13 protein-coding genes, 1 tRNA gene and 1 pseudogene are annotated in these 14,291 nt (G+C 64.1%); 8 read left to right on the top strand and 7 right to left on the bottom strand.

Annotated features, from left to right (window positions below; genetic code table 11):
* Positions 1–16: 16 nt before the first annotated feature.
* The gene (locus K0P03_RS01600; protein WP_130516329.1) at positions 17–295 is read right to left on the bottom strand and encodes a hypothetical protein; all 279 of its coding nucleotides are present in this window, start codon (positions 293–295) and stop codon (positions 17–19) included.
* A 111-nt stretch (positions 296–406) separates the two neighbouring features.
* Here K0P03_RS01600 and K0P03_RS01595 point away from each other — a divergent pair, with 111 nt between their 5' ends.
* The 3 genes from K0P03_RS01595 to K0P03_RS01585 are packed head-to-tail and all read left to right on the top strand — an operon-like array spanning position 407 to position 3,212.
* A complete protein-coding gene (locus tag K0P03_RS01595) occupies positions 407–1,033 on the top strand; it encodes a ribonuclease D (protein ID WP_272788733.1) in 627 nt (208 codons plus the stop codon).
* A gap of 43 nt (positions 1,034–1,076) precedes the next feature.
* Positions 1,077–1,913, top strand: coding sequence for a DUF817 domain-containing protein (locus K0P03_RS01590; RefSeq protein WP_272790435.1), 837 nt, complete (start codon positions 1,077–1,079; stop codon positions 1,911–1,913).
* A gap of 51 nt (positions 1,914–1,964) precedes the next feature.
* A complete protein-coding gene (locus K0P03_RS01585) occupies positions 1,965–3,212 on the top strand; it encodes a hypothetical protein (protein ID WP_272788732.1) in 1,248 nt (415 codons plus the stop codon).
* A 3-nt stretch (positions 3,213–3,215) separates the two neighbouring features.
* Here the strand turns inward: K0P03_RS01585 and K0P03_RS01580 are convergent, their stop codons facing one another.
* Positions 3,216–3,551, bottom strand: coding sequence for a DUF6665 family protein (locus K0P03_RS01580; protein WP_272788731.1), 336 nt, complete (start codon positions 3,549–3,551; stop codon positions 3,216–3,218).
* A gap of 57 nt (positions 3,552–3,608) precedes the next feature.
* On the bottom strand, positions 3,609–4,991 hold the full coding sequence (locus K0P03_RS01575) for a nicotinate phosphoribosyltransferase (protein ID WP_272788730.1): 1,383 nt from the start codon (positions 4,989–4,991) through the stop codon (positions 3,609–3,611).
* A 407-nt stretch (positions 4,992–5,398) separates the two neighbouring features.
* Between K0P03_RS01575 and K0P03_RS01570 the strand changes: the two genes are divergently transcribed.
* Entirely contained in the window at positions 5,399–6,949 is a 1,551-nt protein-coding gene (locus K0P03_RS01570) for a hypothetical protein (protein ID WP_272788729.1), read from the top strand.
* Positions 6,950–7,019: 70 nt separating this feature from the next.
* Here the strand turns inward: K0P03_RS01570 and rpsA are convergent, their stop codons facing one another.
* The 3 genes from rpsA to aroA all read right to left on the bottom strand — a co-directional run bounded on the left by rpsA (position 7,020) and on the right by aroA (position 10,939).
* Positions 7,020–8,726 carry a 30S ribosomal protein S1 gene (gene rpsA, locus K0P03_RS01565; protein ID WP_024270000.1) on the bottom strand — a complete coding sequence of 569 codons (1,707 nt, stop codon included), beginning with the start codon at positions 8,724–8,726 and terminating at the stop codon, positions 7,020–7,022.
* Between the two features lie 142 nt (positions 8,727–8,868).
* Complete coding sequence (cmk, locus tag K0P03_RS01560) at positions 8,869–9,498, bottom strand: (d)CMP kinase (RefSeq protein ID WP_272788728.1); 630 nt, start codon at positions 9,496–9,498, stop codon at positions 8,869–8,871.
* 85 nt (positions 9,499–9,583) lie between these two features.
* Complete coding sequence (aroA, locus tag K0P03_RS01555; RefSeq protein WP_272790434.1) at positions 9,584–10,939, bottom strand: 3-phosphoshikimate 1-carboxyvinyltransferase; 1,356 nt, start codon at positions 10,937–10,939, stop codon at positions 9,584–9,586.
* Between the two features lie 270 nt (positions 10,940–11,209).
* Here aroA and K0P03_RS01550 point away from each other — a divergent pair, with 270 nt between their 5' ends.
* Together K0P03_RS01550 and K0P03_RS01545 are read left to right on the top strand one after the other, a co-directional pair.
* Positions 11,210–11,599, top strand: coding sequence for a TIGR02300 family protein (locus K0P03_RS01550; protein WP_023513807.1), 390 nt, complete (start codon positions 11,210–11,212; stop codon positions 11,597–11,599).
* Positions 11,600–11,745: 146 nt separating this feature from the next.
* Positions 11,746–11,821, top strand: a tRNA-Ala gene (locus K0P03_RS01545).
* Positions 11,822–11,849: 28 nt separating this feature from the next.
* Here K0P03_RS01545 and K0P03_RS01540 read toward each other — a convergent pair.
* Positions 11,850–12,104, bottom strand: a pseudogene (locus K0P03_RS01540) (DUF2934 domain-containing protein); the annotation flags it as partial.
* Between the two features lie 181 nt (positions 12,105–12,285).
* On the opposite strand from K0P03_RS01540, the gene K0P03_RS01535 reads away from it, so the two are divergent.
* Both K0P03_RS01535 and K0P03_RS01530 read left to right on the top strand, forming a co-directional pair.
* Positions 12,286–13,461, top strand: a complete 1,176-nt coding sequence (locus K0P03_RS01535) for a TMEM43 family protein (RefSeq protein ID WP_272788727.1) — start codon at positions 12,286–12,288, stop codon at positions 13,459–13,461.
* Positions 13,462–13,498: 37 nt separating this feature from the next.
* A complete protein-coding gene (locus K0P03_RS01530; protein ID WP_272788726.1) occupies positions 13,499–14,290 on the top strand; it encodes a YdcF family protein in 792 nt (263 codons plus the stop codon).
* Position 14,291: the final 1 nt, after the last annotated feature.

Genomic DNA, 14,291 nt, shown 5'->3' with positions numbered 1-14,291 from the left:
GGCATGAAAGGGCGCGCTACCAGTCGTAGCCGCGCAGGCTCCGCTCGCGCGACAGCGGCAGATAGCTGCCGCTCGAGGTCACACCGCCACGCGTACAGTTGTAGACCGTATGGCCCCATTGGCGTTTCGTGCTGTTTTCCGGCGGCGGCACATAGTGCGGGGAGCAGGAGACCGCTTCCTCGGCCTCGTCCTGCTCGGTCGTCACGACGCCAGGCAGATCATGGAAAACCTGTGCGCTGGCTACGGGCGCAAGCAGCATCGCGGCAAGAGCGGCAAGGACCAATCGTTTCGTCATATCATCTTTCGGCAGCGGGGCCGATCCTTCGCAATCCATAAAGAAGTACCGCAGGCCGGAAACATGCGCTATAGGCCTGCGGACACAGAGACAGCTTAGATGGGGTTTTTCATGGCAAGTGCAATCCGGTATCACGAAGGTGATATCTCGGCGGCGGATGCGGCCCGTTATACCGGCGCGATCGCGATCGACACCGAAACGCTCGGCCTCATCCCGCGTCGCGATCGGCTGTGCGTCGTGCAGCTTTCGCCGGGCGATGGCAGCGCCGATGTCATCCGCATTGCCGCGGGCCAGAAGGAAGCACCGAACCTTGTCGCGATGCTGGAAGACCCGGCCCGCCAGAAGATCTTTCACTACGGCCGCTTCGATATCGCCGTTCTGTTCCACACCTTCGGCGTGACGACGACTCCGGTCTTCTGCACCAAGATCGCCTCGCGCCTGACGCGGACCTATACGGACCGGCATGGTCTGAAGGACAATCTGAAGGAAATGCTGGAAGTCGACATTTCCAAGCAGCAGCAGTCTTCCGACTGGGCGGCCGAGACTTTGTCGCCGGCGCAGCTCGAATATGCCGCATCCGACGTGCTGCATCTCCATGCCCTGCGCGACAAGCTGATGGCGCGCCTCGTGCGGGACGGCAGGCTGGCGCACGCGGAGGCCTGCTTCACGTTCCTGCCGACCCGCGCCAAGCTCGACCTGCTCGGCTGGGAGGAAACCGACATCTTCGCCCATAGCTGAGCCGCCCGTGCAGAACGGATGGCAACACCAGACCGGGCCGACGCTGGAACCGCTGCGCCGCCTGATCCGCGGCCGGCTTGAGACGCTCCCGCCCGGTCTTGCGGAATTCATCCTCTTCGGGCTGAAGCAGGCCTGGGCCTGCCTGTTCGGCGGGCTCATGCTGGGGCTGATCATCCTGACGAAACTCGTCTGGCAGCCCGACTGGCCGATCCATCGGTACGACGCGCTCTTCGTGATGGCGCTCGCCATCCAGGTGACGTTCCTCACGCTGAAGATGGAGACCTTCGAGGAAGCGAAGGTCATCCTCATCTATCACTTCGTCGGCACGGCCATGGAGATCTTCAAGGTCCATATGGGCTCCTGGGTCTACCCGGAGGAGGCGATCATCCGTGTCGGTGGCGTGCCGCTGTTTTCCGGTTTCATGTATGCCTCGGTCGGCAGCTACATGGCGCGTGCCATCCGCATCTTCGACATGCGCTTCACCCATTATCCGCCCTTCTGGATGACGGCGCTGCTGGCGATCGCCATCTACGTCAATTTCTACCTGCATCACTTCATCATCGACATCCGCCTGGGGCTCTTCGCCGCGACGGTGCTGCTCTTCTGGCGCGTGCGCATCTGTTACACCGTGGAGCAGAAGCTGCGCTGGATGCCGCTCGTCGTCGCGGCCTTCCTCACCTCCATCTTTCTCTGGATCGCCGAAAACATCGGCACGGCGACGGGGGTGTGGCTCTATCCGGGCCAGACGACCTGGCACATGGTGCCCTTCACCAAGCTCGGCTCGTGGTATCTCCTGCTCTATGTCAGCTTCGTTCTGGTGACGATCGTCTGCCGGCCGCAGCCGCCCGATACCCCCAAAAAGCCGCAGGCGCAGGCTTAACGCGCGGTTAATCCCCTGCAGCCTATTCTTCCGGCGAGACCGGAGGTTGCCATGTTGACACCCCTGCAAAGCGCGCAATCGACCGCCGCCGTCTCGGCGATGCAGTCGATCGTCGAAACGCTTGAGGAGCGCCGCCGCGAAGAGGCCGAGAAGGCCAGCGGACAGCCGAAAGACGACGCCCAGAAACAGGCGCATCTTCGCTCCGACGATACGACGCGGCAAGCCAATGCGCGCATCAACGAACATTTCTTCGGCAGCAATGCCCGCGGCGAGGAAACGCTCGCCAAGCTTATTTCCCGCTTCAGCGACACACTCGGCGTCACGCAGCAGGACGGCGAAGGCGCCCGCGCCTTTGCCCAGCGCCTGGCCGACCGGCTGGCGCTCGTCGATCAGATATCGCTTCCCGCCAGGGGCAGCACACTCGATGTCACGCTTCGCGGCCTCGGGACAACCCTCACGGCCGTCAAGCAGGCCATGGCAGGCCCGTCCGACGATGCGGCCGCCAACCTCGTCGCCCGCCTCGCGCTTACCGCCGGCGTCACGCAGGGCGAAGGCGAAGCGGATGCCGACTTCGAGCAGCGCCTCTCCGGCATGCTGACGCGTCTTCGCGGCGAGCTGCCGGAAGACGTGGCGACGCTCGAGAAGAAATCAGGCCTTGCCGATCTCGGCCTCAAGGCGGCCGATCTCATCGCGGCGATCCGCAACCCCTACGGCACGGAGGCCGAACGGGTGAAGGAGGCACTTACCGAAAAGGCCGAGACCGAAAAGGCGCTGACGCCGGAGATGCGCAAGGTGCTCGCCCGTCTGGAGGACGCGGCGAACCCGAAAACCATCGAGGAGCTGAAGCTCGACCGGACCCGGCGCGATCCGACCCGCATCGAGGATGCGGAAACGCGCAAGGAGCGCGAGGAGACGATCCGTTCGCTGGAAGCCGGCGAGAAGCTGGAGGACGTCCAGGAACTTCAGGACGCCGTCGGCCGCGCCCATACCGACGCCAACCGCATACGGGAAGACAAGCGGCGGGGTGACCCGGCCGCGGCCGCGCTCGACACCATTCAGCTTCTCGCTGCCGGCGCAGAGACGACCCAGCTTGCCGGCAAGGCTCCCGCAAAGCAGATAGAAACCGGCGACGCCGACGAAATCCCCGCACAAACCACAGGCGAAGCGGTCCGCAATCTCGATGCCGCCGGCGTGCGCGAGCAGGAAGAACGCGACGCAGCGCGCAAGGAAATCTTCGCACTGCGCGTCGACGACAACGGCATCTACGATCTCATCACCCGCCAGATCATCGCCCTGTAGCCGTCAGGTCTTGCGCCGCACGATGCCGAGCCGGGCAATCACTTCCGGCGGAATGCCGTAGCGGCGGATCGCGTCCTTCTGGCTTCGCAGGCCACACATTTCCCGCTGAATGAAGAAGGCCCAGACCTTGTCGGCCGCATCGTTGATGAGGTCTTCCCGTTCCGCCTCGCCACAGCCCGCAGCAAGGCGCGCGGCCAGCAGTTCCAGCGCCTTCTCCACCTTGAGCCCGTGCCGGCCGAGCGCATCAGCCCGCTCCGACATCAGTTCGTATTCGAGAATATTGAGCCCCGTCTCCTTGCTGAAGGAGGGAGCGAGCGCTTGCGGCGGGCGAACGGTCATCTTTCGTCTCCAGTCACAGGACTCAAGATGGCGCGGCGAAAGCCTTGCCGCAAGGCCTCAGGCGGCGCGGGCGCGCACCGCCTCGAAGGTCCAGTCGACGAGGAGCTTGCCGTCGCGCCAGACGGGCTGCAGCAGGTTCTCGCGGCCAGCAAGCTGGTCGATGCGAGCGGCCTCAAGACCGCTGATACCCGCCACCACGGCCTGGCGCCCTGCCTTCGAAGCCTTGAGGTTCATCGTCGCCGGACGCTTGTAGACATCGTGCCAGGCGCCGTCGGTACCCTGCCTTGCATTGGCCTTCATGGCGAAGGAATAGGTGTCGCGGTTGACCTTCTGCAGCAACCCTGCCCCCATGCCGAAGGCGATGTTTTCCGCCGAGAAACCAAAGGCTTCCAGCCGGCCGAGGATGAGGCCGATATCGGCGGGCGAGATGCCGTCCCCCTGGATGACGCGCACGCTGTTGTCCAGCACCTTGTAGCCCTTGGCGTTGAGATGCGTGCCGAAGGCATAGGCAAGCTGGCGCACGACCTGAACCGGTGTTTCCACCGGATCGCCGCTGTCCGGCCTGACGACGAGCGTGCCGCCGGCGGCCTGCACCCGATCCTTCAGTTGCTTGCCCCAGATCTCCGTGACGGCATGGTTGATGTCATAGCTGTCGGACACGACCGCATAGAGGCCCTTGTCGCCGAAGCGGTCGATCATGTTGCCATAGGCCTCGGCTTCGCACTCCTGGCCCCACGAGGTCATGGTCGAATGCTCGGAGGCGGGAATGGAGAAACCGGCCATTTCGGCGCCGTAGTAGCGGCGCGCGAAGAGCACGGCGCTTACCGTATCGGTCCCCATGAAATTGACGAGATGCGCTGCCCCGCCAATGCCCGCCTGCTCGAAGCTGGTCGTGCCGCGCGCGCCAAAATCGTGCAGGCGGAAGGGAAGCACGGCGGCGGGATCGTCGCAGGTCTTTTCCAGGATCGGCTGGATGATCTGCTTCACCTTGCGGGAATTGGAGGCGACCGTGCTCGGATACCAGATGGCGCGCAGCAGCGCCGTCTCGATGTAGGAGGTCAGCCAGTAGCAGTCGGGGTCGGTGTTCACCACCTGCGCGACCGGCACGCCGCGACGCACCAGCGTGCCCTCGGGCAGCGCCTCGATGAGCAGCGGCAGGAAGCCTCCATGTTTCGTGACGATATGCGTCCAGCCCGCGCGATTGAACGGCAGGCCATGCGCCGTGACGATGCCTTCGGCCTCGTCCACATCCGCCATCGTCACCGGTTTCGACAGGTACTCCTTGAGAAACATCTGGAGGCCGAAGAACAGCACTTCCGCGTGCTCGGAATGGCCGCGCGCCTCGACATAGGAGGAAATGGCGCGCGTTTCCGGCGGATATTGCAGATAGTGACTGAACTTGTAGCTGTCGGTGTTGAGGATGAGGTTGGTGAGGTTCATCAAGGGTCTCCGCCGCATCCGCGGCCGACGAACGGGCGGCGGCGCAACAGTGCCGCGAAGATTTACGCGAGCTGAGCATAAGGGGCAAGGGCCGCCGCGCGGGACAATTCGAGGTGGGCAATGCTGCATCGCGAAGCACGACTCCACGCATTAGCAATTCGTTAACCATAAAATGCCAATTGTAATTTATGGAAAGTTGTTCGGAGTTTCGGGCTCGCCCGTCCGGCACAGCCGTGTGGTTCCGTGCCTGCCGGGTTGCGTCCCGCCTCCCTCGTACCTGCCCGGCTCGTCCGGGCCGAAAGCTCACCAGCTCGCAGCGTCGCGCATGATGCGCCATCCGAAGGAAGATGGATCATTGGCAGACCTTGCGATGCGGATGACATCGGCAGGGAGAACAGGAGGCAGGCATGCTGCCGCGTATGGCAACGACGACCGATACCGTGCAGCCCTCCCTTGCCGTTCCGGCAGGCGCATCGGTCGAGGCCGCCGCCAGGCCGCAGCTTTCTGCCGCTGCCCTTGCCAACCTCAGGGCGGAAGTGCTGTTGCGCCTCATCGAAACCATGCTGAAGCATATGCCGCGCACCGGGGAGGCAAACCCGGGCCGCGATCTTCTCGAAACCCTGCTTGCCGTGCTGAAGGCGCTGCCCGGCCGGGAGGCAGAAGGGGGCCGAAAGCTCGCCGATCTTCTCGCCAAGCTGCCGCCGGAGCTTCGTCCGAGCGTCGAAAAGCTCATCAGCACCGTGCTCTCGTCCATGCCAACGCGCAGCCTCGTCGAGGTGTTGCGCAACCCGAACGGTCCGGAGGCGCAGAAACTTGCCACCCTGCTTTCCGCAAGCCTCAAGGCCGACACGCCGGCTCCCCGGCCCATGGAAAGCCAGCAGAAGCCACTTGGGCTGAACGCCCAGCAGCTTGCCGCAGTCGGGCGTCATAGCCCGCAGCAAGCCGGCCAGCCGGCACAGATTCTCGGCGACGCCCGTGCCCTGCAGACGATGTTGAAGCGCATCTTCGACTTCGACGGCGGCAAATCGCGCCCGGCAACGGCCCGGGCGCTCGAGACCGCCGCCGGCCGTCTCGCGCTTGACGGCCCTACCCCGCTGCCCGCTGGGGAAAACGCCACGGCGCGCAGCGCTCAGCCCGCGTCGACACCGACGGGCAAGGCTGGCCATCCGCTGCCCGTCGAGGCCACGGAAGCGGCGCTGCGCCACGAGGACGTCGAGGGAAGCGAGAAGGCAACACCAGCCGCAAAGCGGGAAGACGTCCCGGTCAAGGCGCAGGTCGCCAATGCAGCCGGACAGGCCCTGGCCCGCAGCATTTTGCAGGCCGTCGCCCGCGATATGACGCCGGCCTTGCTGATGCCGGCCGTCGCGCAGATGCTGGAGAACCTGACGCCGGAAGAGGCGAATTTCATCCGCTCCCTCCTGGAACGCCCGCTCGGCCCCGCGGACGACCCGGCTCCTGCCCTCTTCGGGACCGACGGCAGCGAAGAAGCCCAAGCGGTCGCCGAGGCCGGCAAGGCCCGTACCACACCGTCCCAAGCGACACCCACCCAGCCGGTGCAGACCGCAGAGCCGGACGACACCCTTGCGATGCCGCAGGCCCGCGAGGCGCTGCATGCCCTTCAGGCGGCGCTGGCCGATATGACGCCGGAAAGGCTGCTTTCGGCCGCCATCCTGCGCGAAGGCATACCGCTCGCCTTCGTGCCCTATCTGCCGGCCGAGGAGGACCTCGACTGGCCCGAGGGCCGCGAACGGGGCGAGGAGGACGAAAGCGCGAACGAAGAGCATGGCGACGAGGAGCAAGCCGGCGGCGAGGCGGGCGAGGACACCACCTTCGACGCCGACGGCGAAGAACCCGAGGCGGCCGACATGGCGAAGCGCCGCGAAAAGACCGCTGAAATGGTCGGCGTCATCGAGCCGGGCCTCGTCTTCTACCAGAAGCTCGGCGACTACTGGACCTGAGCAAAGCTCAAAAGAAAAACCCGCGGAGATCACTCTCCGCGGGTTCTTGATGTCGAGATAAGCGAAAGGCTTATTCGGCGTTGTTGCGGTTCTTCAGAGCCGCGCCGAGGATGTCGCCGAGCGAAGCGCCCGAGTCGGACGAACCGAACTGTGCGACGGCTTCCTTCTCTTCGGCGATTTCGAGCGCCTTGATCGAAAGCTGGATCTTGCGATCCTTCTTCGAGAAGTTCAGGACGCGCGCATCGACGGTCTGGCCGACCGAGAAACGCTCCGGACGCTGTTCGTCACGGTCACGCGACAGGTCGCCACGGCGGATGAACGACGTGATGTCCTCGTGGTTGACGAGCTTCACTTCGATGCCGCCATCGTTGATCGCGATGACTTCAGCCGAAACGACGGCGTTCTTGCGCAGATCGCCGGACGCAGCGGCGTCGCCGACCGAGTCCTTGCCGAGCTGCTTGATGCCGAGCGAGATGCGCTCCTTGTCGACGTCCACATCCAGAACGACAGCCTTGACGACGTCGCCCTTGTTGAACTCCTCGATGACCTGCTCGCCCGGACGGTTCCAGTCGAGGTCGGAGAGGTGCACCATGCCGTCCACGTCGCCGTCGAGGCCGATGAACAGGCCGAATTCGGTCTTGTTCTTGACTTCGCCTTCGACTTCCGTGCCAGCCGGGTGGCTGTGCGCGAAGGCCTGCCACGGGTTCTCGAGGGTCTGCTTGAGACCGAGCGAGATGCGGCGCTTCGTCGGATCGACTTCGAGAACGACCACGTCGACTTCCTGGCTCGTGGACAGGATCTTGCCGGGGTGAACGTTCTTCTTCGTCCAGGACATTTCGGAGATGTGGATCAGGCCTTCGATGCCCGGCTCCAGCTCGACGAACGCACCGTAGTCGGTGATGTTCGTGACCGTACCGGAGATCTTCTTGCCGGTCGGGTACTTGGTGCCGATGCCATCCCACGGATCCGACTCGAGCTGCTTCATGCCGAGCGAGATGCGGTGGGTTTCCTGGTTGATGCGGATGATCTGAACCTTGACCTGCTGGCCGATGGACAGGATTTCCGACGGATGGTTGACGCGGCGCCAGGCCATGTCGGTGACGTGCAGCAGGCCGTCGATGCCGCCGAGGTCAACGAACGCACCGTAATCGGTGATGTTCTTGACGACGCCGTCAACAACCTGGCCTTCTTCGAGGTTCTGAACGATTTCAGAACGCTGCTCGGCGCGCGACTCTTCGAGAACCGTACGGCGCGAAACGACGATGTTGCCGCGACGCTTGTCCATCTTGAGGATTTCGAAGGGCTGCGGGTTGTGCATGAGCGGCGTGACGTCGCGGATCGGACGGATGTCGACCTGCGAACGCGGCAGGAAGGCAACGGCGCCGTCGAGATCGACGGTGAAGCCACCCTTGACCTGGTTGAAGATGACGCCTTCGACGCGCTCGCCGGCTTCGAACTTGACTTCGAGCTTGGCCCAGCTTTCTTCGCGGCGAGCCTTTTCGCGCGAAAGAACAGCTTCGCCGAGAGCGTTTTCGATGCGCTCGACGTAAACTTCGACTTCGTCGCCGACCTTCAGCGTGCCGTCCTTCGACTTCGCGCCGAATTCCTTCAGCGGGACGCGGCCTTCAACCTTGAGGCCGACGTCGACGATGGCAACGTCCTTTTCGATCGCGGTAACGATGCCCTTGGCGACATAGCCTTCGGCGAGATCGTTAGCGGCGAAGGATTCCTGCAGAAGGGCTGCGAAATCTTCGCGCGTGGGGTTTGCTTGAGACATTGAAACTCCTGGTGTGCCTGTGGGCACGGGCGCCGGGGGTTAGCGTTGATGAGGAACGAGGCTATGCCCGCTGCCCTTGAGGCAGCAAATCCGGCGCGGGGACAGGCCTTGTTCTATGCTGGTGCAATTCCGGAAGGAAAAGCTAGTGCTTCAATGCGGCGTCGATGATCGACTTGGCCGCCGAAAACGCCGCCTCTATACCCATTTCCGAGGTATCAAGCAAGTGCGCATCATCGGCCGGTTTCAACGGGCTGTCCGCCCGGCCCATGTCGCGCGCGTCCCGCCGGCGGATGTCGTCGAGGATCGTCTCGAAATCGGCCACCCCACCATTGCCGAGGATTTCGTCATGGCGGCGCCTGGCGCGCACCTCCGGCGAAGCCGTGACATAGAGCTTCACTGCTGCATCCGGGCAGACGACCGTGCCGATATCGCGCCCATCGAGCACCGTGCCCGGCTCGCGCGCCGCAAAGCCGCGCTGCGCCTCGACCAACGCGCGGCGCACGGATGGCATGACCGCGATCTTGGAGGCCGCCTCACCGATATCGTGAGCGGACAGCACCGCCCGGTCGAGCCCGCCGAGATCAAGCGTGCGCGCCACCTCGGCCGCGACAGCCTCGTCATCGAGCGGCAGACCACGATCGATGAGCGCCTTGGCCGTCGCGCGATAGGTCAGGCCCGTATCGAGGTGATGAAAGCCATAATCCTCCGCAATCCGGCGCGACAGCGTACCCTTGCCCGCGGCAGCCGGTCCGTCGATGGCGATCGTCTTCATTTCGCACCCATGCGTCACAAACTTTTCACAAAAGCTGTTACCGGAAGACAAGGCGCGATGCCAAGGGGCAAGGCGTCTTCCAACCTCACGCGCTAAGTTCGATCCTCGCGCCCAGTCCCGCCATCAGGTCCATGAACTCCGGAAAGCTCGTGGCGATCATCGTCGCGTCGTCCACCGTAACGGGGTTTTCCGAGACGAGGCCCATGACGAGGAAGCTCATGGCGATGCGGTGGTCGAGATGGGTGGCAACGGCGGCGCCCGAGGCGTTGCCGAGGCCCTTTCCATCCGGGCGGCCGCGCACGATCAGCGAGGTTTCGCCCTCGTCGCAATCGACGCCGTTGAGCTTCAGGCCGACCGCGACGGCCGAGAGACGGTCGCTTTCCTTGACGCGAAGCTCTTCCAGGCCGTTCATGACCGTCATGCCTTCGGCGAAGGCGGCGGCGACGGCAAGGACGGGATATTCGTCGATCATCGACGGCGCGCGGTCTTCCGGCACCGTCACGCCCTTGAGCTCAGAAGAGCGCACGCGCAGGTCCGCGACGTCCTCGCCGCCGGCAAGGCGCGGGTTCAAGACTTCGATGTTTGCGCCCATTTCCTGCAGCGTCAGGATGAGGCCGGTGCGGGTCGGGTTCATCAGCACGTTGAGAATGGTGACATCAGAGCCCGGCACAAGCAGCGCCGCGACCAGCGGGAAGGCTGTAGAGGACGGGTCGCCCGGCACATCGATGACCTGACCGGTGAGTTTTCCCTGGCCTTCGAGGCGGATCGTGCGCACGCCGTCCGTATCCGTCTCGACGGTGAGGTTGGCGCCAAATCCCTGCAGCATCTTTTCGGTATGATCACGTGTCATGATAGGCTCGATGACCGTGGTGATGCCGGGCGTGTTGAGGCCGGCGAGCAGCACGGCGGATTTGACCTGCGCGGAGGCCATCGGCACGCGATAGGTGATCGGCGTCGGCGTCTTCGGCCCGCGCAGCGTGACCGGCAGGCGGTCGCCGTCGGCGGACGTCACCTGCACCCCCATTTCGCGCAGCGGATTGAGGACGCGGCCCATCGGGCGCTTGGTCAGCGAGGCGTCGCCGATGAAGGTGGAATCGAAATCATAGACGCCGACGAGGCCCATGGTGAGGCGGCAGCCGGTGCCGGCATTGCCGAAATCAAGCGGCGCCTCGGGCGCAAGCAACGCGCCGTTGCCGACGCCGTTGATGATCCAGGTGTCGCCCTCCTTGCGGATCTTGGCGCCCATGGCCTGCATGGCCTTGCCCGTATTGATCACGTCCTCGCCTTCGAGCAGGCCCGTGATGCGCGTCTCGCCGCTGGCAAGGCCGCCGAACATGAAGGAGCGGTGGGAAATCGACTTGTCGCCGGGGATGCGGACGGTCCCGGACAGGCCGGAGGATTTGCGGGCGGTTGCGGGCCGTGCACTGGCGCCATGCGACATGGTCGTCTTCCTTATATACATCCACGGCTCCCCGGAGAGGATCGCCCGGGGAGAACGCGGGCTTGCTATCACAAACGATTTAAAGCGTCATCATCCCGGCGAAAAACATTCGTCGCACCGCCCCCTCAGCGCCTGCTCCATGTCCGGCCCAAAGTTAGGCTTTGACAGGATTGCCCAAGACGATTAAGGGGACCGGCTAATCATTTTACCGTTCAACGCGCCGGAACCCCGGCCCCGCCGGAAACATACGGCACAGAGAAGGCTTTGATTGTGGCAAAAGCGGAACTCGGAACCAAACGCATCGACCCGGAAACCGGCAGGAAATTCTACGACCTGAACCGCGACCCGATCGTTTCCCCCTACACGGGCAAGTCCTATCCGCTCTCCTTCTTCGAGGAAACGTCGGCAGCCGCCGTCCTTGAGAAGGACGAGGACGAGGACGTGAACGAAGTCGATACCGAGAACACGGAAGTCGAGCTCGTTTCGCTTGAGGATGCCGACGAGGATGCAGCAGGCGGCGACGACCTGCCGGACCTCGGCGACGACGACGTCGAGATCGACGGCGACGAGGACGACACGTTCCTCGAACAGGACGAAGACGACGACGATGACGACATGTCCGGCCTCATCGGCGTGACGGGCGACGAAGACGAAGCATAAGAGTTTGATTTTCCGGCCGGTTTCAAAAAAATCGGCCGGATTTCATTTTTCGGCTTGCCATCTCCGAAACCCGGAAGTAATAAGCCGCCACACCGAACGGCAACGCCGCTTCGGTTCCCGGAAACCGGCTCTGCCGGACCCGTTATGGGGCTATAGCTCAGCTGGGAGAGCGCTTGCATGGCATGCAAGAGGTCAGCGGTTCGATCCCGCTTAGCTCCACCAAACCTTCCTCAGGATTGACAGGCTGAACCTAAGGCTGCTCGCGCGTGCCTGGCACTTCGCGCTGGTCGGCATCCTCCAGGTCCGTCTTTACCAGGAAGGCATCCGTGTGTTCGCGGACGGCTTCGCGCAGGGCGGCGAGGTTCGGAACGTCGTCACCCTCGATCTCTCCGTCCCCTTGGTCGATTTCCCGTTCCGCCTGGTACCAGTGGTCATCACGCTTGCCCTCAGGCCGCCCCTGCTGCAGCCAGAGCTCGTGGGCACGCTTGCGGATTTTCTCTTCGCGATCGTCGGTCATGGACTGGCTCCCTTCCGTTTTTGCGACAACGGCGGAGGGGAGAAGATGTTCCGGGGCTCCGCCCTCGCCTCCGGCTCATTATGTCCCCGCTTGCGCAGTTCAGGAAGCGCGAATAAGCATGTCCTGCCGCGCGTCTCTGGCATGACGCACGCCTTGCCGGGGGACAATCATGAGCTTTACGGAAACGACGACCACGTCCTGGTTCTCCAGGCTGAAGGGGGCGCTGATCAAGATCGTGGTCGGCTTCATCCTTCTCATCGCCTGCATCTGGCTCCTGTTCTGGAACGAAGGCCGGTCGGTGAAGACCTATCGGGCGCTCGTCGAGGGCGCGGGTCTCGTCATCTCCGTCGACAATGGCAGCGTGGATCCGGCGAATGACGGCAAGCTCGTGCACATTTCCGGACCGGTGAAGCCGGTCGGCGTGCCGGAGGACGACGTGCTCGGCATTTCAGCCGATGGGGCGGCCGGGCTCGAACGCATCGTCGAGATGTACCAGTGGGTGGAGACCTCGAAATCGGAGACGCGCAAGCAGCTCGGCGGCAGCGAGGAGACGGTCACCACCTATTCCTACCACAAGGAATGGAAGCGCAACGAGGTCAGCTCCGGCAGCTTCCGCCAGTCGGGCCACGACAACCCGCAAAAGCCGATCGACGATGCAAGCTTCCCGGTGGAATCGGCAACCATCGGCGCCTTCAGCGTGGACGGTCGCGCCGTTGCGCGTCTTGGCGATGAACGGCCCGTGCCGCTCACCGCGCTGGACGTGAACCGGATGGGCGAGGCCGTGGCACTCGGCAAGCCCGTCTCGACGATCGCCGGCCAGGCCGTCTTCTCGTTCAATCCCGAGGATCCGCAGGTCGGCGACATCCGCATCCGCTTCGAGCGTTCCGACATTGCCGAGGCGAGTTTCGTCGGCGCCCAGCGCGGCAGCGGCCTGACACCCTACAAGACGACCAACGGACGCGACCTCTTCCTCAGCGATGCCGGTCTCGTCGATGCGACCACCATGTTCGATGCGGCGCAGAGCGAGAACACGATCATCACCTGGCTGGTGCGGGTCGGCGGGCTTGTCGGCATCTTCATCGGCTTCGCCTTCATCCTGTCGATCCTCGGCGTCATCGCGGACGTCGTGCCCTTCGTCGGCTCCATCGTACGCTTCGGCACGACGGCGATCGCGCTTGTTCTCACGCTGCTGATCGGGCCGGCGGTCATCGCCATTGCCTGGATCGCCTACCGCCCGCTGATCGCCATCGCGGTTCTCGCGGCCGGCGTTGCGTTGGCGGCAGGCATCCTCTATCTGCGGCGCGGCAAGGCGGCGGCGACGGCACCTGCCCTCGGGCGGGCCTGAGACCGGCGCGGACACGGCAACGAACAGTGGGTAGCGCGTGACCTATTACGCCTCGAAGATCTTCTGGCTGGCAGCCCAGCCCCTGTCGCTTGCGCTTCTGTTGCTTGCTTTCGGCCTTCTGGCCGGGTTTTTGAAATGGAACCGTCTGCGGGCGGCGGCGAGCGGGCTCGCCGCTCTCGTGCTTTTCGTGACGCTGTTCACCACGACGGGCTCTGTCCTCCTGCAAGTGCTGGAAGATCGTATTCCAAGGGCGGAATTGCCCGCCGGCGGCCCTACCTGCATCATCATGCTCGGCGGCGGCATCGAGGCGGAGGTGATTGCGGCACGCGGCGGCTTCGAGATGAACCAGGCGGCTGACCGCTTCATCGAAACGCTGCGGCTGGCGCGGGAATTTCCGGCTTCGCGGATCCTCATTTCCGGCGGTGACGGCTCGCTGAGCGGCAGCTACGAGGGCGATGCGGCAGTGGCAACGCGCTTCTTCGAAGCCTTCGGTGTGCCCGCAGACCGGCTCATCCGCGAGACCGAATCCCGCACGACCTTCGAGAATGTCGCGAACACGAAAGACCTGCTCGCCGTAAACGGGCTGGATCGCTGCCTGCTGGTGACCTCAGCCTTCCATATGCCGCGCTCGGTCGGCCTGTTCAGCAAGCTCGGTCTCGAGGTTCTGCCCTGGCCGACGGATTTCCGCACGACGGGCCATGCCGGCCTGGCACTCGATTTCACCCAGCCCTCAACCAACAGCCAGCTGACAACGACGGCGCTCCGGGAATGGACGGGGCTGCTGCTCTACTATTTCGCCGGCCGCACCCACGCGCTCTTCCCGCAATAGG

Origin of the sequence: Shinella sp. HY16, assembly GCF_028534175.1 — a bacterium.
GTDB lineage: Bacteria > Pseudomonadota > Alphaproteobacteria > Rhizobiales > Rhizobiaceae > Shinella.
The sequence above is the reverse complement of the archived record's forward strand: the minus strand, read 5'-3'. Positions and strand labels throughout refer to the sequence as shown.

Coding starts and splice junctions, on each gene's coding strand:
- K0P03_RS01570 (WP_272788729.1), top strand. CDS start 5,399: ATGCTGCCGCGTATGGCAACGACGACCGATACCGTGCAGCCCTCCCTT.
- K0P03_RS01535 (WP_272788727.1), top strand. CDS start 12,286: ATGAGCTTTACGGAAACGACGACCACGTCCTGGTTCTCCAGGCTGAAG.
- K0P03_RS01600 (WP_130516329.1), bottom strand. CDS start 295: ATGACGAAACGATTGGTCCTTGCCGCTCTTGCCGCGATGCTGCTTGCG.
- cmk (WP_272788728.1), bottom strand. CDS start 9,498: ATGAAGACGATCGCCATCGACGGACCGGCTGCCGCGGGCAAGGGTACG.
- K0P03_RS01575 (WP_272788730.1), bottom strand. CDS start 4,991: ATGAACCTCACCAACCTCATCCTCAACACCGACAGCTACAAGTTCAGT.
- K0P03_RS01595 (WP_272788733.1), top strand. CDS start 407: ATGGCAAGTGCAATCCGGTATCACGAAGGTGATATCTCGGCGGCGGAT.
- aroA (WP_272790434.1), bottom strand. CDS start 10,939: ATGTCGCATGGCGCCAGTGCACGGCCCGCAACCGCCCGCAAATCCTCC.
- K0P03_RS01585 (WP_272788732.1), top strand. CDS start 1,965: ATGTTGACACCCCTGCAAAGCGCGCAATCGACCGCCGCCGTCTCGGCG.
- rpsA (WP_024270000.1), bottom strand. CDS start 8,726: ATGTCTCAAGCAAACCCCACGCGCGAAGATTTCGCAGCCCTTCTGCAG.
- K0P03_RS01580 (WP_272788731.1), bottom strand. CDS start 3,551: ATGACCGTTCGCCCGCCGCAAGCGCTCGCTCCCTCCTTCAGCAAGGAG.